Annotated in this window: 21 protein-coding genes; 8 read left to right on the top strand and 13 right to left on the bottom strand. The window is 61.2% G+C overall.

What is annotated here, in order from left to right; all coding sequences use genetic code 11:
- Nucleotides 1-10: 10 nt before the first annotated feature.
- Both csrA and FQ668_RS07935 read right to left on the bottom strand, forming a co-directional pair.
- Nucleotides 11-190: a carbon storage regulator CsrA gene (gene csrA, locus FQ668_RS07940; protein WP_014592040.1), complete on the bottom strand. Its 180-nt coding sequence runs from the start codon at nt 188-190 to the stop codon at nt 11-13.
- Between the two features lie 120 nt (nt 191-310).
- Nucleotides 311-1120 (bottom strand): SDR family oxidoreductase, encoded by an 810-nt coding sequence (locus FQ668_RS07935; RefSeq protein WP_014592041.1) that lies wholly within the window; start codon nt 1118-1120, stop codon nt 311-313.
- A gap of 206 nt (nt 1121-1326) precedes the next feature.
- Here FQ668_RS07935 and FQ668_RS07930 point away from each other — a divergent pair, with 206 nt between their 5' ends.
- On the top strand, nt 1327-1479 hold the full coding sequence (locus FQ668_RS07930) for a DUF3309 family protein (protein ID WP_003252624.1): 153 nt from the start codon (nt 1327-1329) through the stop codon (nt 1477-1479).
- A 73-nt stretch (nt 1480-1552) separates the two neighbouring features.
- Here FQ668_RS07930 and FQ668_RS07925 read toward each other — a convergent pair whose 3' ends face one another.
- From FQ668_RS07925 to FQ668_RS07890, 8 genes are all read right to left on the bottom strand, one after another.
- On the bottom strand, nt 1553-2716 hold the full coding sequence (locus tag FQ668_RS07925) for a hypothetical protein (protein ID WP_070384220.1): 1164 nt from the start codon (nt 2714-2716) through the stop codon (nt 1553-1555).
- Nucleotides 2717-2727: 11 nt separating this feature from the next.
- The gene (locus tag FQ668_RS07920) at nt 2728-3501 is read right to left on the bottom strand and encodes a hypothetical protein (protein ID WP_014592043.1); all 774 of its coding nucleotides are present in this window, start codon (nt 3499-3501) and stop codon (nt 2728-2730) included.
- Between the two features lie 54 nt (nt 3502-3555).
- Nucleotides 3556-6024, bottom strand: a complete 2469-nt coding sequence (locus FQ668_RS07915; RefSeq protein ID WP_144179964.1) for a CS1-pili formation C-terminal domain-containing protein — start codon at nt 6022-6024, stop codon at nt 3556-3558.
- A 74-nt stretch (nt 6025-6098) separates the two neighbouring features.
- Nucleotides 6099-6590, bottom strand: coding sequence for a CS1 type fimbrial major subunit (locus FQ668_RS07910; protein WP_019437318.1), 492 nt, complete (start codon nt 6588-6590; stop codon nt 6099-6101).
- A gap of 68 nt (nt 6591-6658) precedes the next feature.
- Nucleotides 6659-7144 carry a hypothetical protein gene (locus FQ668_RS07905; RefSeq protein ID WP_019437317.1) on the bottom strand — a complete coding sequence of 162 codons (486 nt, stop codon included), beginning with the start codon at nt 7142-7144 and terminating at the stop codon, nt 6659-6661.
- 158 nt (nt 7145-7302) lie between these two features.
- On the bottom strand, nt 7303-8967 hold the full coding sequence (locus tag FQ668_RS07900; protein WP_144179960.1) for a cation acetate symporter: 1665 nt from the start codon (nt 8965-8967) through the stop codon (nt 7303-7305).
- A complete protein-coding gene (locus tag FQ668_RS07895) occupies nt 8964-9275 on the bottom strand; it encodes a DUF485 domain-containing protein (protein ID WP_010952786.1) in 312 nt (103 codons plus the stop codon). The genes FQ668_RS07900 and FQ668_RS07895 overlap by 4 nt, the downstream gene beginning before the upstream one ends.
- Before the next feature lie 204 nt (nt 9276-9479).
- The gene (locus FQ668_RS07890; protein WP_014592048.1) at nt 9480-10340 is read right to left on the bottom strand and encodes a glycine betaine ABC transporter substrate-binding protein; all 861 of its coding nucleotides are present in this window, start codon (nt 10338-10340) and stop codon (nt 9480-9482) included.
- Nucleotides 10341-10537: 197 nt separating this feature from the next.
- On the opposite strand from FQ668_RS07890, the gene FQ668_RS07885 reads away from it, so the two are divergent.
- Nucleotides 10538-12103 (top strand): beta-1,6-glucan synthase, encoded by a 1566-nt coding sequence (locus tag FQ668_RS07885; RefSeq protein ID WP_019437026.1) that lies wholly within the window; start codon nt 10538-10540, stop codon nt 12101-12103.
- Nucleotides 12104-12178: 75 nt separating this feature from the next.
- Here the strand turns inward: FQ668_RS07885 and FQ668_RS07880 are convergent, their stop codons facing one another.
- Nucleotides 12179-12544, bottom strand: coding sequence for a hypothetical protein (locus FQ668_RS07880; protein ID WP_014592050.1), 366 nt, complete (start codon nt 12542-12544; stop codon nt 12179-12181).
- A 190-nt stretch (nt 12545-12734) separates the two neighbouring features.
- Between FQ668_RS07880 and FQ668_RS07875 the strand changes: the two genes are divergently transcribed.
- Nucleotides 12735-14033, top strand: a complete 1299-nt coding sequence (locus FQ668_RS07875; RefSeq protein WP_014592051.1) for a serine protein kinase PrkA — start codon at nt 12735-12737, stop codon at nt 14031-14033.
- Nucleotides 14026-14853, top strand: coding sequence for a VacJ family lipoprotein (locus FQ668_RS07870; protein WP_014592052.1), 828 nt, complete (start codon nt 14026-14028; stop codon nt 14851-14853). Before FQ668_RS07875 ends, FQ668_RS07870 begins: the two co-directional genes overlap by 8 nt.
- Nucleotides 14854-14942: 89 nt before the next feature.
- Here the strand turns inward: FQ668_RS07870 and FQ668_RS07865 are convergent, their stop codons facing one another.
- A complete protein-coding gene (locus tag FQ668_RS07865) occupies nt 14943-16091 on the bottom strand; it encodes a patatin-like phospholipase family protein (protein ID WP_014592053.1) in 1149 nt (382 codons plus the stop codon).
- 27 nt (nt 16092-16118) lie between these two features.
- Nucleotides 16119-17054, bottom strand: coding sequence for a lipid A biosynthesis lauroyl acyltransferase (locus FQ668_RS07860; RefSeq protein WP_119713367.1), 936 nt, complete (start codon nt 17052-17054; stop codon nt 16119-16121).
- 111 nt (nt 17055-17165) lie between these two features.
- Between FQ668_RS07860 and minC the strand changes: the two genes are divergently transcribed.
- The 4 genes from minC (at nt 17166) to FQ668_RS07840 (ending at nt 19895) form a co-directional block, all read left to right on the top strand.
- Complete coding sequence (gene minC, locus FQ668_RS07855) at nt 17166-17927, top strand: septum site-determining protein MinC (RefSeq protein WP_144179957.1); 762 nt, start codon at nt 17166-17168, stop codon at nt 17925-17927.
- A 110-nt stretch (nt 17928-18037) separates the two neighbouring features.
- Nucleotides 18038-18850 carry a septum site-determining protein MinD gene (minD, locus tag FQ668_RS07850; RefSeq protein WP_003252574.1) on the top strand — a complete coding sequence of 271 codons (813 nt, stop codon included), beginning with the start codon at nt 18038-18040 and terminating at the stop codon, nt 18848-18850.
- Nucleotides 18851-18853: 3 nt separating this feature from the next.
- A complete protein-coding gene (gene minE / locus FQ668_RS07845; protein ID WP_003252572.1) occupies nt 18854-19108 on the top strand; it encodes a cell division topological specificity factor MinE in 255 nt (84 codons plus the stop codon).
- Nucleotides 19109-19259: 151 nt separating this feature from the next.
- The gene (locus tag FQ668_RS07840) at nt 19260-19895 is read left to right on the top strand and encodes an RluA family pseudouridine synthase (RefSeq protein ID WP_019436776.1); all 636 of its coding nucleotides are present in this window, start codon (nt 19260-19262) and stop codon (nt 19893-19895) included.
- Nucleotides 19896-19993: the final 98 nt, after the last annotated feature.

Here is a 19993-nt window from a genome sequence, read left to right as displayed (position 1 = left end):
TCAGGCCTCTTCAGGCCTTGCTCTGCTTGGACGCCTTGATGCGCTTGTGAACTTCGGCTCGATGCACCGGCACCTGACGCGGAGCATCCACACCAAAGCGCACCACGCCGTCCCGGGTCTCCACCACGACGATCCGGATGTCATCGCCAATCATGATGACTTCCCCAACTTCGCGCCCAATTACCAGCATGTTCCGATCCTCCTGCGAAAGGGAAAACCGGAGCCTGCCCCGTAGGTATTCAGCTACTCAATAGCTCCACTGTGATTCAGAAAGCCCTTACACTTTTGAGTAACTTCCCCTACAGACCAATCATCGCGACGGGGCTTTTGCCCGCATTTTCACCGCCATGTCGGCCATCTCGTCATACAGCCGCTCAGGGGCCTGGCGTTTCAGTTGCCAGGCCTGGCGCCCTGCCTCATGGGGCAGGATGAGGAACTCGCCTGCAGCGACCTGCTGATGGATATAGTCGGCAATGTCCGCCGCACTGATCGGCGAACCTTCGAGCAGCTTGCCCACCTGCGCCTTCATCGCCGGGTTCGGCCCGCGGAACGAGTCCAGCAGGTTGGTCTGGAAGAACGACGGGCACACCACGTGCACCGCCACCTCCACCTGGCGCAACTCCACCAGCAGGCTTTCCGACAAGGCCAGCACACCGGCCTTGGCCACGTTGTAGTTGCTCATGCCCGGGCCCTGCATCAGCGCGGCCATCGAGGCGACGTTGATAATGCGCCCCTTGCTGCGCTCCAGCAGCGGCAAGAAGGCCTTGCAGCCCTTGACCACGCCCATCAGGTTGACCGCGATCTGCCAGTCCCAGTCTTCCAGCGTCAGTTCGGCGAAGAACCCACCCGAAGCGACGCCGGCGTTGTTGACGATCACATCGACCCCTCCGAACTTCTCTTCGCAGGCCTGGGCAAGGGCCGTCAGCTGACTATAGTCGCGCACATCGCAGCGCTGGACGAAGCCGTCGCCACCGGCCTGGCGAACCTGCTCCAGCGTTTCGCGCAGGCCGGTTTCGTTGACATCGGCCAATGCCAGGCGCCAGCCCTCACGGGCCCAGCGCAGGGCGATCTCGCGGCCGAGGCCAGACCCGGCGCCGGTGATCATGATGCGTTTTTGCATGGTCGCAGGCCTTGTTTTGACAGGGAGTCCGGTGAGTCTAATCAAGGCGTCGCCATCCGGGAGGATTCATCAGGGCAGTGAATGGGCGGGCATGATTGGGTAGACGGCTGCACGGGGATGGAATCTTTACCAACCCGCACCGGTCCGAATTATCGAGAGGCCAGCATTCTCAGGCTCTTGCCCCCTAATCACGCAAGGACTTTGACATGACCACGATCCTTATCATCATCCTGATTCTGCTGCTGATCGGTGGCTTACCGGTCTTCCCCCACTCGCGCAGCTGGGGCTATGGCCCTTCCGGCATAATCGGCGTGGTGTTGGTGATTCTGTTGGTATTACTGTTGCTTGGGATGATATGACGCGCTGCGGATAGCCACTTAAAACAGTCACGTGAGGTGAATGGCAAGCGGGTCGCAACACCCGGTTGCCATTCTACAGGTTCGCGTCGAACACCATTGTCACGACGGCCTGATACTCGATACCAGGCAACATGTCCTGATCCCGGGTGTGGCCGCGAGGGTACACATGAAAATGCAACTGCCCTTGGCTGCCGGTCACACCCTCTGGCGGGACTTGAAGGCTCATGGCGTTCTCAACTCCGCCAAAGGACATTGCCTGACGATAGAGCGTACGGCCATTGTAGGAAACCCCAGGCAAGGTCATGGCCAGGTGCAGCGGTATGCCATGGCCTTTGGCCGACCGTAGATTGCACGTGCTATCCAGCCCGGTGCTGCACAGCGCCCAGACGTTGAATGGCCCACTGGCAGTCAGGCTGAAGCCCACGTCTTTTTCCAGTTTCTCTGCCACACCCCGCCCTCGGCTACCATGCCCGTGCGTTTGCTGCGGCACCAGTATCACCTGCTCGGAACCCGGCTCAAAACGCACCTCAAGGTCATGCACCACCTCCAGTTCGACGTTGATCGCCACTGAATCGGCCGTGAGCCCGGCGACCGTTCTGCTCGAACCCAGGCCAATATCCCTGTCGGGGCCTATCGAATAGACCACGCGCCCGCGGTACACGCCCGACTTCAAGCTCGCCGGCAAAGGCGTCTTCAGCCTGTAGCCCAGCGTAAGGTGACTCACATGGTAAGTGCTCGCATTTGCCGCGTTGAGGTTGGCCCAGCACCCGTTGCTGGCTGGCGACCACAGAAACAGGCGATGCGCCGCGCTCGCCAACGCAACCTGGCAACCACTCGAGTCCAGGCCCGTGCGCGCCGTAAGCGTAGGTGCCCCATCGTCCGAAGTTACCGCACCGCCCAGGTGGGTAATGGCAAAGTCCATGCTGACTTGCTCGCCGGTCTTGTCACGGACCATCATTAGCGCAGTTGGCTGGACAGGGGCCGAGAGGTAGAAGCCATCGGTGCCTTCGCCATCGACTGTTTTCGAGTATTCGACCCCCACATCCAGCAGATCCTGCAGCGGATCGCCACAAAGCTGCGGCAACTGAGTACAGACAGGTGACGACCGGGGTGTCAGGTTTTCAAATTGCCGGGTCTCGCCGCGGTAACGCAGCTTGAGCGTAATGTCGGCCGCTTGCGCCCACGACGAACCCAACACGCCCGACAGCAGTACCAGCATTGCACACTTGCGAAACATGCCTCTACCTCTCACTCTGCCTTGAAGTTCATGGCTTTGCGCGCATCGCCTTCCACCAGTTCGAAGCGATATTCAACACCGGGCTTCTCGACGAACTCGCGCGTACGCCCGGGGCGAAGATGGTGCTTGGCCGGAGGATCACACTCGTCCTCGACCAGCACACAGGCCTCGACGTTGTCGAGCAGCACCGTCGCATTGCCCTCGTTGCGCACGGTCCATTTCCCCCCGGCGCGCTCAATCGAGGTCTGGTACCGCGTGGCAGCAGGCTTGGTAATCAAAATGGTGCCGTAGCCGGCCAGAAACTGCACACCGGCACTGAGTTCTTTGCGGTAAGCATCAAGCTCCGTTTCATCCAGTGCAAAGCTGTCATCCTGTTCCGGCACCACCGGGACGAAGCGCAGCCGGTAGTAACGCTCCTGGTTCCGTTCACCGCGATACAGCAACCGCACGGCCTGCATGCCGCGTGCCGGGATGATCATCCGCGCCGGGCTGGCAACAACGCTGCGCTGGTCAAAGGGCAGCTCATCGACTTCCACCTCACGGGGTTCGGCCTGGCCGTCGTAGACCAGCTCCAGCACGCTGACCTTGACGAACGCAGTACTGTCCCCCCGGTTGTAGATGCGTTTGGCATAAGTGCCCTTGCCTGGCTCGAGGTAGTCATAGAGCGCGCCGACATCCAGCTGTGGCCCGGCCTGGGCAAACCACGGCAGCATCAGCGCAACGAACAACAAGGGTGACAAGTGAAATGTGAACCTGTGCATCTTCAACCTCTGTTTACTCAACATCCAATCCATCGACCCGGGTATCGGGCCCTCTACAGCGTCATGCCGAAAGCCGGCTCAGCCCACACTGGGCACACACCGCTGATCACCCACGATCAGCAGGTCATCCTCGCGATCAAAGTTGTCCGGCGTTAATGTCAGAAGGCAGTTGCCTGCCGTGCCATGGCGAATTTCCAGGGTGGGCCGTGACTCACTCATTTCCACGTTGAAATAGCCATCCGCCTCGACAACCGTGCGCCCGGCATCATTGACCACATGCGCGCCGTGCAGTGGCTGGCCTTGCCCGTCGAGCAGCCGGCCAAACACAGTCACCGTTCGCATGACCTTCACCGAGTGATACCCCACCCCACCGCGGTTGAGGTGATAGTCCACAGCGAGGGGTTGGATCTGTGCTGGCGGCACGTCCTTGGTGTCGAAGTCGAAGCGCACATGGCCAGACTTGAACGCCGTCACCGGCACGATATTGCGCCCGGGGTGCAGCACTGCACTCATGCCCTGGCCATCGTTGGCGCGTAGCTTCACACCGTGCAGATCGCTTTCGACATCGATGATCAAGCCGGCTTCGAGCGGCAGGTTGCTGCCTCCCATGGCCAGCTTCCCCGCGCCCAGCGCCAGGGTGCTTTCCAGGTTGAGGCCACCGCTGAGGTTATTGTTGAAGGAAGACGTCTGTGCATATGCATCGCCCTGCAGTTCCTGACTGTGGAACCGCCCATTGGCCGCCAGGCTGGTGCCATAGCCATCGAGCGTCGCGCTGCCCCCCAGGCTGTGCACAGGGCCCAGGTCGACGTTCTGCCGATACCACAGCGAAGCGTAGGGGTCATTACCGCCCTCACGCGAGGCACGGCTACCCACATCGACCCCAAGCTGCCTGCCATCGCGCTCAAGCTTCATGCTTACAGCGACGTTAACGCCGCGGCTCCGCACACCAGCGCTGCTGCGCGTTCCAGGCCTGTCGAAGAGTGAAAGGCGAACACTGCTCTGATGCCCCCGCAGTTTTCCGTAGAACGCCCAGCTCAGGTCGGCACCCAGGCCGCTTGCCGAGCCCGCACTGTGTTCCAGGCGCAGTGTCGCTGAACTGCGCGAGGTTACCCGCTGGTTGATCGAAAAGGCGGTGCGGCTGCGCACCTGGCGCTGTGAAGTATCGTCGCGACCGCTACTGCCAGGCTCCAGCCAGGTCTGGTTGTGGCTCAGCAACAACGAGCCCCAAGGGTGGGTATAGGTCAACTGCAGATCGCCGCCGTTGCCCAGGCCCTGGGTCTGATTGAGGCTGGCGTAAAGCTTGAACCGTTCATGCACGTCCCAGTCCAGCGAGGTACCCAACTGCAGGTCAGCATCGACCTGTTGCACTGACAACCCCAGCACCGCAGAAGGATGCATCAGGTAGTTGGAAAGGGCACCGAACACCGGGCTCTGTTCACGATTGCCATCCGAGTTGCTCAGCAGCTCGACCTGCTGGCCCAGGTACAGGTTGTAGCGCCAGCGGTTATCCATGTTCTGCCACCGGCTGGGCTTGTAGATGGACACTTCGCTGCGCGAGGTCTCCAGGCCGTCTTCGAGCAAACGCAGCTCCACATCGTAGATGCCGCCGGGCAATATCCGCGTGTCGATCGCCTGCAAACCCGGCTGTACCGGCTGACTGTTGATCAGCGAACCATTGCGATAGATTTCGACGATACCCGGGCGGTTCGGCGTGACGTAGACCGGGATGGCGCTGGCTTGGCCATTGTCGACCAGCAGGCTGTCACTGCTGCCCAGCATCAAGCCAAGCGTGCTATCAGGGCGACGCCCCAGCAGCGCTGGCTGGCGCACCAGGCCTTGTGTGTCAGTGGAGAAGTAACCCAGCCGAAAGAAATGCGCTTCATGCAGGCTCTGCGCGTAAAGCTGGTTCATGCGGTAACGCATATCGCCTTGCTCAGCTGGGGTGCGTTCCACGCGTGCATCGGCAAGCGTCGTCCAGTTATGCAGGTTGCCCTGACCGAGCAGGCCGATTCTGCCCGTGGTCTGATTACCATCATTGACCAGGTTGAGCTGGTTACGCAGCAGCAACCCAGCGTCGCTCTGCTCCGGGAGGCGGTGGAAGAGCGTGTCCTGCTCCAGCTTCTCGGCATTGGACGTCAGCAATGACAACTGGGAATTGGCCAGGCTGTAATGGATAGCCTGCAACCCGTCCGGGCAGTTTTGCAGGCAGTCGCCCAGCATGCGCCCGCCCTCCAGGCGCTGTTGCCATAACTGCCTGAGTGTGGCCGGCTCTGCGCTCTGCTCAGTGTCGGTAAACGCCAGCAACTGCACACGGTTATCACGGCTCAGCACCACCATGGCATCGCCGAGGTAGCGCTGATCCAGCTCCACTCGCACGGCAAGCGGCACATCGAAAAAGTGCGCCTCGAAGTCTTCTGGCAAACGCCCGAATGTCTTCAGGTCAATGGCACTGGACGCGCGCTCGGCCAACACTTCGAGGGGTAAAAGGCAGGCAGCACCCAGCAGCCAGACAGCGAGTGCACGGCCGGGTGCAGCAAACTGGAACATGATTCAATCCACTTCAACACCTGCCTCGACACTGGTAGACATCCAGTAAGTTGAGGCAGGCGACTCTGCTTCAATCAAAGGCTGGTGGAAGAAGTTTCAAACAACACGCTCACTGTCCCGGTATACTCACCCTTCAAATAACCATTGTCGGGCTTTATGGCACTAAACGTAATGGGAAGTTCATTGCCGCCTTTAGCATCTTCCGCGCTCATGACCTCCGTGGGCGTCAACTCCAACTTTTTACCCCCAACAGAGATGACAAGATCAATCCGCTGGTCGGTTTGTGGGTCTTGCAGCGCTGCTGTGTGCAGCAGGTGGGCCTGAATAGCACCGACATCACTCTGCGCCGAGAACTTTTCACTGACCGCCTTGAAGTCTTCGCGCTCCGGCTCATATTCAAGCGTCACGCCTTTCTCCAGCCAGTCCCCTACGGGTGCCACTGAAAAATCATTCCCGGGAATGACCGCCGTCACTGAAATATTCTGGCTGATCGGCTCAGGGGCGGACGCGACAGCGGCACCGGCAAACAATGCAAGGAACGGGACAGCCAATACATAGGATTTCACATCAAACTTCCTTTAACGGTTGCACATCAAATAGCGGACACCCTGGGGCACCCGAATGAAATTGCGAATCAGGGCGCCCCTGTTTCAAACATCAAGGTGGCTTGCGTAGTGTAAGTACCAGGCATGCGAGTCGACGACGATTCCGACATCGGATAGAACCTGAATTGAATGCTTTTTCCCTGAGCAGCTTCAGCAGCACTGACGATTTCAACCGGCGCCGTGCCCATTTTTTTGCGATTCAACATGATGTGGTATCGACGGGGCGCTACCGCACCGCCCACCCGCGTGAACCGATACTCCGAACGGTCTGTTTTCGCGTAAATCGGGCCGTAGGTGCTTTTTACAAACACTTCTTTTTCAATTTGCTTGAAGACGCCCCGGTCCGGGTCATATTCAGCCTGAAGTACGTCTTCCCACCAATTGCCAACGGATGCCACCTGAAATTCAGGTACCGACACGACAGCCTGGACACTGATATCCTGCGGTATTTCCTTCGCCCCGGCAGTGCCCGCCACGCCAAGGAGAGCGAAGGTGATTAAACAGCGTAACTTCATTGAACATTCCCCAAATGTGCCGGCATCTATAGAGCACTTACGACATGAGGGAACTGTACGAGCAGGACATCAATGCGTATGTAGGGGATTTCTGACTTACTGCATGCAATAAAAAACGCCCCGACAGGCGGGGCGTTTTTTATTGCAACGCGTAAACGTTAGTGCGAAACCGCCCCGCTGGCACCCAGGCCAGTCTGCGATCGCACGAACTGTGGGAAGAACAGCGCGCGCTCATCCTCAGCCGCCTTGGACTTGTCGGTGACCGAGAAGAACCAGATGCTGACGAAGGCAATGGCCATCGAGAACAGCGCCGGGTACTCGTACGGGTAGATGGGCTTCTCGTGGCCGAGAATCTGTACCCAGATGGTCGGGCCAAGGATCATCAGCGTCACCGCACTCACCAAGCCCAGCCAGCCGCCGATCATGGCGCCGCGGGTGGTCAGCTTCTTCCAGTACATCGAAAGCAGCAGTACCGGGAAGTTGCAGCTGGCCGCAATGGAGAACGCCAGGCCGACCATGAAGGCGATGTTCTGCTTCTCGAACAGAATCCCCAGGCCGATCGCAAGTACACCCAGGGCGACAGTGGTGATCTTCGATACGCGGATCTCGTCCTTGTCGTTGGCTTTGCCCTTGCGCCAAACGCTGGCGTACAGGTCGTGGGACACTGCCGAGGCACCAGCCAGGGTCAGGCCAGCCACCACTGCCAGGATGGTGGCAAAGGCCACCGCCGAGATGAAGCCGAGGAACACACTGCCACCCACCGCATTGGCCAGGTGCACCGCGGCCATGTTGTTACCGCCCAGCAGAGCGCCTGCGGCGTCCTTGAATTCCGGGTTGGTGCTGACCAGCAGGATCGCGCCAAAGCCAATGATGAAGGTGAGGATGTAGAAGTAGCCGATGAAGCCGGTGGCGTACAGCACGCTCTTGCGCGCTTCCTTGGCGTCACTGACGGTGAAGAAGCGCATCAGGATGTGCGGCAGGCCAGCAGTACCAAACATCAGTGCCAGGCCCAGGGAGAATGCCGAGATCGGGTCCTTGACCAGGCCGCCGGGGCTCATGATCGCCTCGCCCTTGGCGTGTACCTTGATGGCTTCGGAGAACAGCGTGTTGAAGTCAAAGCCCACGTGTTTCATGACCATCAGCGCCATGAAACTGGCACCGGACAGCAGCAGCACAGCCTTGATGATCTGTACCCAGGTGGTGGCCAGCATGCCGCCGAACAGCACGTACATGCACATCAGGATACCCACCAGGATCACCGCCACATGGTAGTCCAGGCCGAACAGCAACTCGATCAGCTTGCCGGCGCCGACCATCTGCGCGATCAGGTAGAACGCCACCACCACCAGCGAACCGGAGGCCGACAGGGTGCGGATTTCCTTTTGCCCGAGGCGGTACGAGGCCACGTCGGCGAAGGTGTACTTGCCCAGGTTGCGCAAGCGTTCGGCAATCAGGAAAAGAATGATCGGCCAGCCAACCAGGAAGCCGATCGAGTAGATCAGGCCGTCGTAACCCGAGGTGAACACCAGCGCGGAAATACCCAGGAACGAGGCGGCCGACATGTAGTCGCCAGCAATCGCGAGGCCGTTCTGGAAGCCGGTGATCTTGCCGCCGGCAGCGTAATAGTCCGATGCCGACTTGTTGCGTTTGGAGGCCCAGTAGGTGATGCCGAGGGTGAAGGCGACGAAGGCCACGAACATGGCGATGGCGGAAACGTTCAGCGGTTGTTTCTGCACCTCGCCGGTCAGGGCATCGGCGGCCCACACGGCGGGTGCGAAGGCTCCGCAGGCCAGTACGGCCAAGGCTTTGATTTGGCGAATCATTGTTGCGCCTCCTTCAGGATTTCCTTGTTCAGCTCATCGAATTCGCCGTTGGCGCGGCGCACGTAGATGGCGGTCAGGACGAATGCCGAAACGATCAGGCCGACGCCCAGGGGAATGCCCCAGGTAATCGATGACTCAGGACTGAGCTTGGCGCCCAGCACATGAGGACCGTAGGCGATCAGGAGGATGAAGGCGCAGTACAGGCCGAGCATGATCGCCGAGAGAATCCAGGCGAACCGTTCGCGTTTGGTCACCAGCTCCTTGAAACGGGGGCTGTTTTGTATCGAGAGGTAAATGCTGTCGTTCATTGTTTTTGTCCTAGCAGCACAGATACGGGATGGAACCCACACCCTTACTTTATGCTGCCGATGGACGCCAACCAGACGACCTTAGTCTTAGATGCAACGGTGTTTTACCGATTGCGTAACAAAGTAATGACCCGTTCGCGGGTAAACCCGCTCCTGTAGGAGCGGGTTTACCCGCGAAGAAACCCTATTGGCCCTGGAAGGTGATTACTTGCCAGTCCACTCCTTCACACGATCAGGGTGCTTGGCAACCCAGTCCTTGGCGGCCGCTTCAGGCTTGGCCCCTTCCTGGATCGCCAGCATCACCTCGCCAATCTCGTCCTTGGACTGCCAGTTGAACTTCTTCAGGAACTCCGCCACTTCCGGTGCCTTGGTGGCCAGTTCCTTGCTGCCGATGCTGTTCACGGTTTCTGCCGCGCCATATACGCCTTTCGGGTCTTCGAGGAACTTCAGCTTCCACTTGGCGAACATCCAGTGCGGAACCCAACCGGTCACCGCAATCGACTGCTGCTTGGCATAGGCACGGCCCAGTTCCGCAGTCATCGCCGCACCCGAGCTGGCCTGCAACTTGTAACTGGTCAGGCCATAGTCCTTGATTGCCTGGTCGGTCTTGAGCATCACACCGGAGCCTGCGTCAATGCCGACAATCCTGTCCTTGAAGCTGTTATCGGTCTTGAGGTCGGCGATGCTCACTGCCTTGACGTACTCGGGGACGATCAGGCCAATCTTGGCGTCCTTGAAGTTCGGGCCGTAGTCGACCACGTTGTCCTTGTTCTTGGCCCAGTACTCACCATGGGTCACCGGCAACCAGGCCGACAACATGGCATCGAGCTTGCCAGTTGCCACACCCTGCCACATGATCCCCGTGGCCACGGCCTGCAACTTCACGTCGTAGCCGAGTTTTTGCTTGATTACTTCGGCGGCCACGTTGGTGGTCGCCACGCTGTCGGCCCAACCATCCACGTAACCAATGCTTACTTCTTTGGCCATAGCCTGTGCAGTGCTCATGGCCATTACCAGGGCGGTGCCCACACCCAGGAAACGTCGCATTTTCTTCAAAGTTGCCATCAAAGCATCCCCTCGTCAGGTCTTGGAGATTGCATCATCTTCCTGCAACACAAGTCGACCTGATCCAGCTGCGACCTACACCCGCCCCATATGCGACAGCACTATGCCATTAGCGCCATCGGCCTACCTCGGCCTGCGCGATCCTTGCATGCCAAAGGTTTGGCGCCGGGCTACTATCTAACCTTTTGTGCCAGACGATGGACCGCCACATGCCCAGTTGTAGCCGCTTGTTATTGCCGTTGTACCTGCTTGCCTGCCTGCTGGCCCTGCTCGGGCTGGGGGCGCTCTGGTACGGGCTGGGCAAGCCTGTGCACCTGCCCGATGCGGCCAGCCCTGCACACAAGCTGCAATGCGCTTCGTACACGCCGTTTGACAAAGACCAGTCGCCTTACGACCAGCCGTTTCGCCTGCGCCCAGCGCGGATGGACGCCGACCTGGCGTTACTGGCCGAGCGGTTTCAGTGCATCCGTACCTATTCCATGAGCGGTCTTGAGGCAATCCCGGCGCTGGCACGCAAGCATGGGCTGAAGGTGATGCTGGGCGCCTGGGTGAACGCCCACCCGGCCGACACCGAGAAGGAAATCAACCTGCTGATCGCTGCTGCCAACGCCAACCCGGACGTGGTCAGCGCGGTGATCGTCGGCAATGAGACACTGTTGCGCAAGGAGGTGACGGGTGCCCACCTGGCCAAATTGATCGCGCGGGTGAAGCGCCAGGTCAAGGTGCCAGTGACCTACGCCGATGTCTGGGAGTTCTGGCTGCAGCACCCGCAGGTGGCCTCGGCAGTGGACTTCCTGACCATTCATCTGCTGCCCTACTGGGAGGACGATCCGCGTGGCATCGACGATGCCTTGGCCCACGTTGCCGATGTGCGCCGGGTGTTCGGCACACGCTTCGCGCCCAAGGACATACTGATTGGCGAAACCGGCTGGCCCAGCGAAGGCCGCCAACGCGAAACGGCGGTGCCCAGCCGGGTCAATGAGGCGCGCTTCATCCGTGGCTTCGTGGCCATGGCCGAGCGCAATGGCTGGCAATACAACCTGATCGAAGCCTTCGATCAGCCCTGGAAACGCGCCAATGAGGGCGCGGTGGGTGGTTACTGGGGGCTATACGACGCGGACCGGCAGGACAAGGGTGTGCTCGAAGGGCCAGTGAGCAACCTGCATGACTGGCCGCAGTGGTTGCTGGCCAGCGCCGTGCTGACGGTGATCATGCTGGTGCTGGCCGGGCGCCCCGCTACACCGATGGCCGCCTTGCTGCTGCCACTGCTGGCAGCGTTTGGCGCCGCTTGCCTGGGCCTGTGGGGCGAGTTGATGCGCACCCATGCGCGCTTCGCCGGGGAATGGTTGTGGGCACTGATGCTGGCCGGGCTTAACCTGCTGGTACTGGCCCATGCGTTGTTGGCGCTGGCGCGGCGGGCCGGCTGGCGTGAACGCTTGTTCGCCTGGCTGCAGGTGCGAGCCGGCTGGCTGTTGCTGGCGGCGGGCTTCGCTGCGGCGGTGAGCATGCTGACAATGGTGTTCGACCCGCGCTACCGCAACTTCCCCAGCGCGGCGCTGGCGTTGCCGGCGCTGGTGTATGTGCTGTGGCCGGTGCGGGCGCGGCGGGCGGAGGTGGCGTTGCTGGCGTTCATCGTGGGCGCCGGGGTGGCGCCGCAGTTGTTCGTGGAAGGGCTGGAGAACCAGCAGGCCTGGGGCTGGGCGGTGGTGAGTGTGCTGATGACAGCGGCGTTGTGGCGAAGCTTACGGATGCGACAGGCTTGATACTGCATATCCCTCGAGCCCGGCGCGTACCTTGTGGGAGCAAGACAGTTGCTCCCACAAGGTACGCGCAGCTGCTTACAATGGGGGTTGCCTGACCAGGCGCAACCCCGCCAGTACCAGCGCAAACACCGCAATGCTGGCGGTGTACAGCACCAGCGCCGGCACTGCGAACACCAGTGCCAACACTGCCAGCCACCAGCCGGCACGCGCGGAAACGAACTGGGCCAGTAGCGCAAGGCCCAATCCGCCCCAGGCCATGACCTGATGGTGAATGCCCAACCCCAGCAGCGAACGCACCTCGCACTGCCAATAGGCGGTCGGCACTGCGCACAGCCCTACCCACTGGCCATCCTCCATCAGACCATAACGCACGCCATAACTGGCCGCGAGCCAACCCCCCAGGAACAGCAGCAACAGCGCCGTCGGCAGCGAACGAGACATCCTGTTCTCCAATAGCGGTAATCGAAAGCATCCATGATCGCTTATGCCCGTTTCTAAGGCAAAATCACACCCCGGCAGCTATGTTGCAGATAGCGAGTACGCCAAATGCCACCGCAGCGGGCAACTTTGCCCGCCTGGCTGTGGTCCTAGCCTGCACACTGCTCGACCTTGCGTTCTTTTGGGGGATTACATGCTTCGATCTTTGCGCCTCGCTGCCCTGCTCGGCAGCTTGCTCATGGCTGTGGCCGCTTCAGCGCGGGATATCGACGCTGCCAGCTATGGCTACCCTCTTACCAACCCGTTCGAGGCCACCATCGCCACAACGCCGCCGGACAAGCGCCCTGAGCTGCCCAGCGACGATGAAATCAATCAGTCCGACTACAGCCTGAACTTGCGCCCGGAACGTGAGTTCACGTTGCCCGACAACTTCTGGGCAGTGAAGAAGCTCAAGTACCGCCTGGCCCGCCAGGATCGCGAAGCACCGCTGATCTTCATCATCGCCGGCACCGGTGCGCCCTACAGCAGCAGCATCAATGAATACCTGAAAAAGCTGTTCTACCAGGCCGGCTTCCACGTGGTGCAACTGTCATCGCCCACCAGCTATGACTTCATGAGTGCAGCCTCGCGCTTTGCTACCCCCGGCATCAGCCAGGAAGACGCCGAAGACATGTACCGGGTGATGCAGGCCGTGCGCGCCCAGCACCCACGCCTGCCGGTCAGTGATTTCTACCTCACCGGTTACAGCCTGGGTGCGCTCGACGCCGCCTTCGTCAGCCACCTGGACGAAACCCGCCGCAGCTTCAACTTCAAGCGTGTACTGCTGCTCAACCCACCGGTCAACCTCTACACCTCGATCAACAACCTCGACAAGCTGGTGCAGACCCAGGTCAAGGGCATCGACCGCAGCACCACGTTCTACGAGCTGATGCTGGAAAAACTCACCCGTTACTTCCAGGACAAGGGCTACATCGACCTGAACGACGCCCTGCTGTACGACTTCCAGCAGTCGCGCCAGCACCTGTCCAACGAACAGATGGCCATGCTGATCGGCACTTCGTTCCGCTTCTCGGCAGCCGACATCGCCTTCACGTCCGACCTGATCAACCGCCGTGGCCTGATCATTCCGCCGAGGTTCCCGATCACCGAAGGCAGTAGCCTCACGCCGTTCTTCAAGCGCGCCCTGCAGTGCGACTTCGACTGCTACATGACCGAACAGGTGATTCCGATGTGGCGCGCCCGCACCGACGGCAACAGCATCCTGCAGTTGGTCAACCAGGTCAGCCTGTATGCCCTGGAAGACTACCTGCGCAGCAGTGACAAGATCGCCGTGATGCACAACGCCGACGACGTCATTCTCGGCCCGGGCGACATTGGCTTCCTGCGCAAGGTATTCGGTGAACGGCTGACCCTCTACCCCCATGGCGGCCATTGCGGCAACCTCAACTACCGCGTCAACAGTGACGCCATGCTGGAGTTCTTCCGTGGTTAACAAACTCCTCTTCGCCACTGCCCTGCTTGCCGCTGGCCACACCCTGGCCGCCGAAACCGCACCCCGAGCCAGTGTGGTCGAGGCCGACCCGCAGGTGATCGGCACCGCGCCACTGGTGCCCGAAGCCGATGGCTTCCTCGACCCGCTGCGTGAGCTGAAATTCAACCCGGGGCTGGACCAGCGCGAGTTCGAGCGCTCAACCCTGCAGGCGCTGAACGTGTACGACCCGCTGGAATCGATCAACCGGCGCATCTACCACTTTAACTACCGATTGGACCAATGGGTGCTGCTGCCGCTGGTGAGTGGCTATCAGTATGTAACCCCAAAGTTCGTGCGCACGGGGGTGAGCAACTTCTTCAACAACCTTGGCGATGTGCCGAACCTGTTCAACAGCGTGTTGCAGCTCAAAGCCAAGCGCTCGGCAGAAATCACCGCGCGACTGATGTTCAACACGATCATCGGCGTGGGTGGGCTGTGGGACCCAGCGACCAGCATGGGCCTGCCGCGCCAGAGCGAGGACTTTGGCCAGACCCTGGGCTTCTATGGCGTGCCGGATGGGCCGTACCTGATGCTGCCGGTGCTAGGCCCATCGAACCTGCGCGATACCACCGGGCTGGTGGTGGACTATGCGGGAGAGCAGGCGGTCAACTACCTGAACGTGGCCGAAGCCAGCACCGATCATCCGGAAATCTTCGCCCTGCGTGTGGTGGACAAGCGCTACACCACCAACTTCCGTTACGGCCAGCTGAATTCGCCGTTCGAGTATGAAAAGGTGCGGTATGTGTATACCCAGGCGCGCAAGTTGCAGATAGCCGAATAAGCCTGCCGCGGCCCTTTCGCGCCTTCACAGGTTTTGCACAACCCCTTGTAGGAGCGGGTTCACCCGCGAAAGGGCCCGCACAGGCACCATCAAATCCCCAGGAATTCGCAAAGCTCGCGCTTCTTGGCAAGGGCATCGCGCCGCCCCAACTCGATCAGTTCACTGCAATAGCTGGCCTCGAACAGCAAATAGCTCAACACCCCCGCCCCGCTGGTGCGCGTCGCCCCAGGCCCCCGTAAGAACAGGCGTAACGCCGCCGGCAACTCGCGGCGGTGCCGAGCGGCAATCTCATCCAGCGGCTGGCTGGGCGCCACCACCAGCACGTCGATCGGTGCCAGCCCCAGGCGCCGGGCATCCAGGTGCGCCGGCAACAGCCCGCTCAAGTGGTTGAGGCGCTGCAGCAGTTCGATATCGTCTTCCAGGCTGTCAATGAACGTACTGTTGAGCATGTGCCCGCCGATCTGCGCCAGGCTCGGCTGCTGCCCGCTGAACACACGCTGGGGCGGTACAGGTGGCGCTGGCCGCTGCGGGTTTCCGCTCACCCCGACCACCAGCACCCGGCTGGCGCCCAGGTGCAAGGCCGGGCTGATCGGCGCCGACTGGCGCACTGCACCGTCGCCGTAATACTCGCCGCCCAGTTGCACCGGGGCGAACAGCAGCGGGATCGCCGCACTGGCCAGCAAGTGGTCGATGGTCAACGGTGCGGGTACGCCGATACGCCGGTGGCGCAGCCAGGCCTCGATGGTGCCGCGGCCCTGGTAGAAGGTCACTGCCTGGCCAGACTCGTAGCCAAAGGCGGTCACCGCCACGGCGCGCAGTTGCTCGGCGGCCAAGGCGTGGCCGATACCATCCAGGTTCAGGTGCGTTTGCAGCAGGCTGCGCAACGGGCTGCTGTCGAGCAACGCCACGGGGGCCTGGCCACCCAGCCCAAGCAGGTTGTGGCCGACGAAACGGCTGGCCTGGCGCACCACCCCGGGCCAGTCGCTGCGGATGACCAGATGGCTGCGGAAATTCTGCCAGAAGGCAGTGAGCCGCTGCACGGCGTCGCTGAAGTGCACCGCACCACTGGCCAGGGTGACAGCGTTGATGGCCCCGGCGGAGGTGCCGACGATGACCGGAAAAGGGTTGTGCGCGCCGGCGGGCAGCAACTCGGCGATGCCCGCCAGCACACCGACCTGGTAGGCGGCGCGGGCGCCGCCGCCAGACAGGATGAGACCGGTTACCGGGGGTGGTGCCATGGCGTCCTTCCTGGAGTTGATGTGTTTTCAGCGCTTCTTCTTGCCATACAGCCGCGGCGCCCCTTCGGGCCGCGACTTGAACCGCCGGTGCGCCCACAGGTATTGCTCGGGGCACTCGCGCAACACACGTTCAACCCACTGGTTGATGCGCAGGCAGTCGGCTTCCTCGCTCTCGCCGGGGAAATCCGCCAGCGGCGGGTGGATGACCAGCCGATAGCCGCTGCCATCCTCCAGGCGCTTCTGGGTGAACGGAATCACCTGCGCCTTGCCCAGCCGGGCAAACTTGGTGGTAGCGGTCACCGTCGCTGCGGGGATGCCAAACAACGGTACGAAGATGCTCTGCTTGGCGCCGTAGTCCTGGTCCGGTGCGTACCAGATCGCCCGGCCCGAACGCAGCAGTTTGAGCATGCCGCGCACGTCCTCGCGCTCCACCGCCAGCGAATCGAGGTTGTGACGCTCGCGGCCACTGCGCTGGATGAAGTCGAACAGTGCATTGCCGTGTTCGCGGTACATGCCGTCGATGGTGTGCTGCTGGCCGAGCAGCGCGGCGCCGATTTCCAGGGTAGTGAAGTGCACCGCCATGAGGATTGCGCCCTGCCCCGCCTGCTGGGCGGCCTGCAGGTGCTCAAGGCCCTCGATATGGGCCAGGCGCGCCAGCCTGGCCTTGGGCCACCACCAGCTCATGGCCATTTCGAAGAAGGCGATGCCGGTGGAGGCGAAGTTGGCCTTGAGCAAACGTTGCCGTTCGTCGACCGACAGCTCCGGGAAGCAAAGCTCCAGGTTGCGCGCGGCGATGCGCCGACGTTCACCGGCAAAGCGATACATGACGGCGCCCAGCGCGGCACCGATCTTCAGCAGCACCCGGTACGGCAACTGGACCACCAGCCACAATAGGCCCAGGCCCAGCCACAGGCCCCAGAACTTGGGGTGAAGGAAATAGGGACGAAAACGCGGGCGGTCCATTGATGCATCCGGAAAGACAAAGGCCGCGCATTCTACAACGGATCAGCGCATGTTGCGGGCAACCGGTGTTCTCGTTATAAGTCAGGGCACTTTTTTCGCAACAAGCCGTCTATGCAGACCATGAGCCCAAACCACACACCCGACACCGCCTCCGTGTTCCAGCTCAAGGGCAGCATGCTCGCCATTACGGTACTGGAACTGGCGCGCAATGACCTTGAAGCCCTCGACCGCCAGTTGGCGGCCAAAGTCGCCCAGGCCCCGAACTTCTTCAGCAATACACCGCTGGTACTGGCGCTGGACAAGCTGCCGGCCGACGAAGGGGCGATCGACCTGCCCGGCTTGATGCGGATCTGCCGACACCACGGCCTGCGTACCCTGGCCATCCGCGCCAACCGCATCGAGGACATCGCCGCCGCCATCGCCATCGACCTGCCGGTGCTGCCGCCCTCCGGGGCCCGCGAGCGGCCGCTGGAGCCCGAGCCCGAGGTGATCAAAAAGCCCGAACCGGCCCCGGCGCCACCACCGCCCCCCGAACCCGAAATACGCCCGACCCGCATCGTTACTTCACCAGTACGCGGTGGCCAACAGATCTATGCTCAGGGCGGTGATCTGGTTGTGACTGCTTCGGTCAGCCCAGGTGCGGAACTTCTGGCCGATGGCAACATCCATGTGTACGGTGCCATGCGCGGCCGCGCCCTGGCTGGCATCAAAGGCAACACCAAGGCGCGTATCTTCTGCCAGCAGATGACCGCCGAAATGGTCTCGATCGCCGGCCAGTACAAAGTCTGCGAAGACCTGCGCCGGGATCCACTGTGGGGGACCAGCGTGCAAGTCAGCCTGTCTGGTGACGTGTTGAACATCACCCGTCTTTAACGGATACTTGCCAGCATTTTTAGAGCAACTTTTTTACCGTTGCCTTTATTTAGCTATTTTCAGTTTTTTGCAGGGACAAGTGTCCCGACTATTTTTAGGGGTGAAACACCTTGGCCAAGATTCTCGTGGTTACTTCCGGCAAGGGGGGTGTGGGCAAGACCACTACCAGCGCCGCCATTGGTACCGGCCTCGCACTGCGCGGCCACAAGACCGTCATTGTCGACTTCGACGTGGGCCTGCGTAACCTCGACCTGATCATGGGCTGCGAACGCCGCGTGGTGTACGACTTCGTCAACGTTGTCAACGGCGAAGCCAACCTGCAACAGGCCCTGATCAAGGACAAGCGCCTCGAGAACCTGTACGTGCTGGCCGCCAGCCAGACCCGTGACAAGGACGCACTGACCCAGGAAGGCGTGGAAAAGGTACTGATGGACCTGAAGAAGGACTTCGAGTACGTCATCTGCGACTCGCCGGCCGGTATCGAAAAAGGTGCTCACCTGGCCATGTACTTCGCTGACGAAGCCATCGTGGTGACCAACCCGGAAGTTTCGTCGGTACGTGACTCCGACCGCATGCTGGGCATTCTGTCGAGCAAGTCGCGCCGCTCCGAAAACGGTGAAGAGCCGATCAAGGAGCATCTGCTGATCACCCGCTACCACCCGGAGCGCGTCGTCAAAGGCGAAATGCTGAGCGTGGCCGACGTGGAAGAAATCCTGTCGATCAAGCTCAAGGGTGTGATCCCGGAATCGCAGGCCGTCCTCAAGGCGTCCAACCAGGGTATCCCGGTCATTCTCGATGACCAGAGCGATGCCGGCCAGGCCTACAGTGATGCGGTCGACCGCCTGCTGGGCAAAGAGAAGCCGATGCGCTTCATCGATGTACAGAAGAAGGGATTCTTCGAGCGCATTTTCGGGAGCAAATAAAACATGAACCTTTTTGACTTCTTTCGTGGCAGACAGAAACAGACCAGCGCGTCGGTAGCGAAAGAGCGTCTACAGATCATCGTGGCGCACGAGCGCGGCCAACGCAGCGAACCGGACTACCTGCCCGCGCTGCAGAAAGAACTGCTGGAAGTAATCCGCAAATATGTGAACATCGGCAACGATGATGTGCATATCGAGCTGGAAAACCAGGGCAGCTGCTCGATTCTGGAGCTGAACATCACCCTGCCGGATCGCTGATCCGCGTAGTCGACAATTTGGGGCTGCCTTGCAGCCCTTCGCGGGCAAGCCCGCTCCTACAGGGGAACGCATATCCTTTGTAGGAGCGGGCTTGCCCGCGAAGGGCCGCGAAGCGGCCCCAGCGTTTACTGCTATTTTCGTGAGACCTGCAATGCCGCTGTCGAATGTCCAGATCCTCTTCGAAGACGCCGCCATCCTGGTGATCAACAAACCGACCCTGCTGCTGTCGGTACCTGGCCGTGCCGAGGACAACAAGGACTGCCTGATCACCCGCCTGCAGGAAAACGGCTACCCCGATGCGCTGATCGTGCACCGTCTGGACTGGGAAACCTCCGGCATCATCCTGCTGGCCCGCGATGCCGATAGCCACCGCGAGCTATCGCGCCAGTTCCACGACCGTGAAACCGAAAAAGCCTACACCGCACTGTGCTGGGGCCAGCCGGCGCTGGACAGCGGCAGCATCGACCTGCCACTGCGCTACGACCCACCGACCAAACCACGGCATGTGGTGGACCACGAGCAGGGTAAGCACGCCCTGACCTTCTGGCGTATCGTCGAGCGCTGCGGCGATCACTGTCGGGTGGAGCTGACGCCGATTACCGGGCGTTCGCACCAGCTGCGCGTGCACATGCTGTCGATCGGGCACCCGCTGCTGGGTGATCGCCTGTACGCCAACCCGCAAGCCCTCGCGGCCCATGAGCGGCTGTGCCTGCATGCCTCGATGCTGAGCTTTACCCACCCGGTGTCCGGGCAGCGGTTGAAGTTCGAGTGCCCGGCACCGTTCTGATTCCGCAGGGCCTGAACCGGCGTCTTCGCGGCTAAAGCCGCTCCTACAAGGTCCGCACTGCGCTCAGAGGCTGTGCAATACCTGTGGTAGCGGGGGTT

The organism is Pseudomonas sp. Kh14, assembly GCF_900291005.1.
Lineage (GTDB): Bacteria > Pseudomonadota > Gammaproteobacteria > Pseudomonadales > Pseudomonadaceae > Aquipseudomonas > Aquipseudomonas alloputida.
Note: the sequence above shows the minus strand (reverse complement) of the source record. Positions and strands in the feature narration are given on the sequence as shown.

Bases quoted from the DNA above. Each gene is read 5' to 3' on its own strand.
- csrA (WP_014592040.1), bottom strand. From the start codon at position 190: ATGCTGGTAATTGGGCGCGAAGTTGGGGAAGTCATCATGATTGGCGAT.
- FQ668_RS07935 (WP_014592041.1), bottom strand. From the start codon at position 1,120: ATGCAAAAACGCATCATGATCACCGGCGCCGGGTCTGGCCTCGGCCGC.
- FQ668_RS07930 (WP_003252624.1), top strand. From the start codon at position 1,327: ATGACCACGATCCTTATCATCATCCTGATTCTGCTGCTGATCGGTGGC.
- FQ668_RS07925 (WP_070384220.1), bottom strand. From the start codon at position 2,716: ATGTTTCGCAAGTGTGCAATGCTGGTACTGCTGTCGGGCGTGTTGGGT.
- FQ668_RS07920 (WP_014592043.1), bottom strand. From the start codon at position 3,501: ATGTTGAGTAAACAGAGGTTGAAGATGCACAGGTTCACATTTCACTTG.
- FQ668_RS07915 (WP_144179964.1), bottom strand. From the start codon at position 6,024: ATGTTCCAGTTTGCTGCACCCGGCCGTGCACTCGCTGTCTGGCTGCTG.
- FQ668_RS07905 (WP_019437317.1), bottom strand. From the start codon at position 7,144: ATGAAGTTACGCTGTTTAATCACCTTCGCTCTCCTTGGCGTGGCGGGC.
- FQ668_RS07900 (WP_144179960.1), bottom strand. From the start codon at position 8,967: ATGATTCGCCAAATCAAAGCCTTGGCCGTACTGGCCTGCGGAGCCTTC.
- FQ668_RS07895 (WP_010952786.1), bottom strand. From the start codon at position 9,275: ATGAACGACAGCATTTACCTCTCGATACAAAACAGCCCCCGTTTCAAG.
- FQ668_RS07890 (WP_014592048.1), bottom strand. From the start codon at position 10,340: ATGGCAACTTTGAAGAAAATGCGACGTTTCCTGGGTGTGGGCACCGCC.
- FQ668_RS07885 (WP_019437026.1), top strand. From the start codon at position 10,538: ATGGACCGCCACATGCCCAGTTGTAGCCGCTTGTTATTGCCGTTGTAC.
- FQ668_RS07880 (WP_014592050.1), bottom strand. From the start codon at position 12,544: ATGTCTCGTTCGCTGCCGACGGCGCTGTTGCTGCTGTTCCTGGGGGGT.
- FQ668_RS07875 (WP_014592051.1), top strand. From the start codon at position 12,735: ATGCTTCGATCTTTGCGCCTCGCTGCCCTGCTCGGCAGCTTGCTCATG.
- FQ668_RS07865 (WP_014592053.1), bottom strand. From the start codon at position 16,091: ATGGCACCACCCCCGGTAACCGGTCTCATCCTGTCTGGCGGCGGCGCC.
- FQ668_RS07860 (WP_119713367.1), bottom strand. From the start codon at position 17,054: ATGGACCGCCCGCGTTTTCGTCCCTATTTCCTTCACCCCAAGTTCTGG.
- minC (WP_144179957.1), top strand. From the start codon at position 17,166: ATGCAGACCATGAGCCCAAACCACACACCCGACACCGCCTCCGTGTTC.
- minE (WP_003252572.1), top strand. From the start codon at position 18,854: ATGAACCTTTTTGACTTCTTTCGTGGCAGACAGAAACAGACCAGCGCG.
- FQ668_RS07840 (WP_019436776.1), top strand. From the start codon at position 19,260: ATGCCGCTGTCGAATGTCCAGATCCTCTTCGAAGACGCCGCCATCCTG.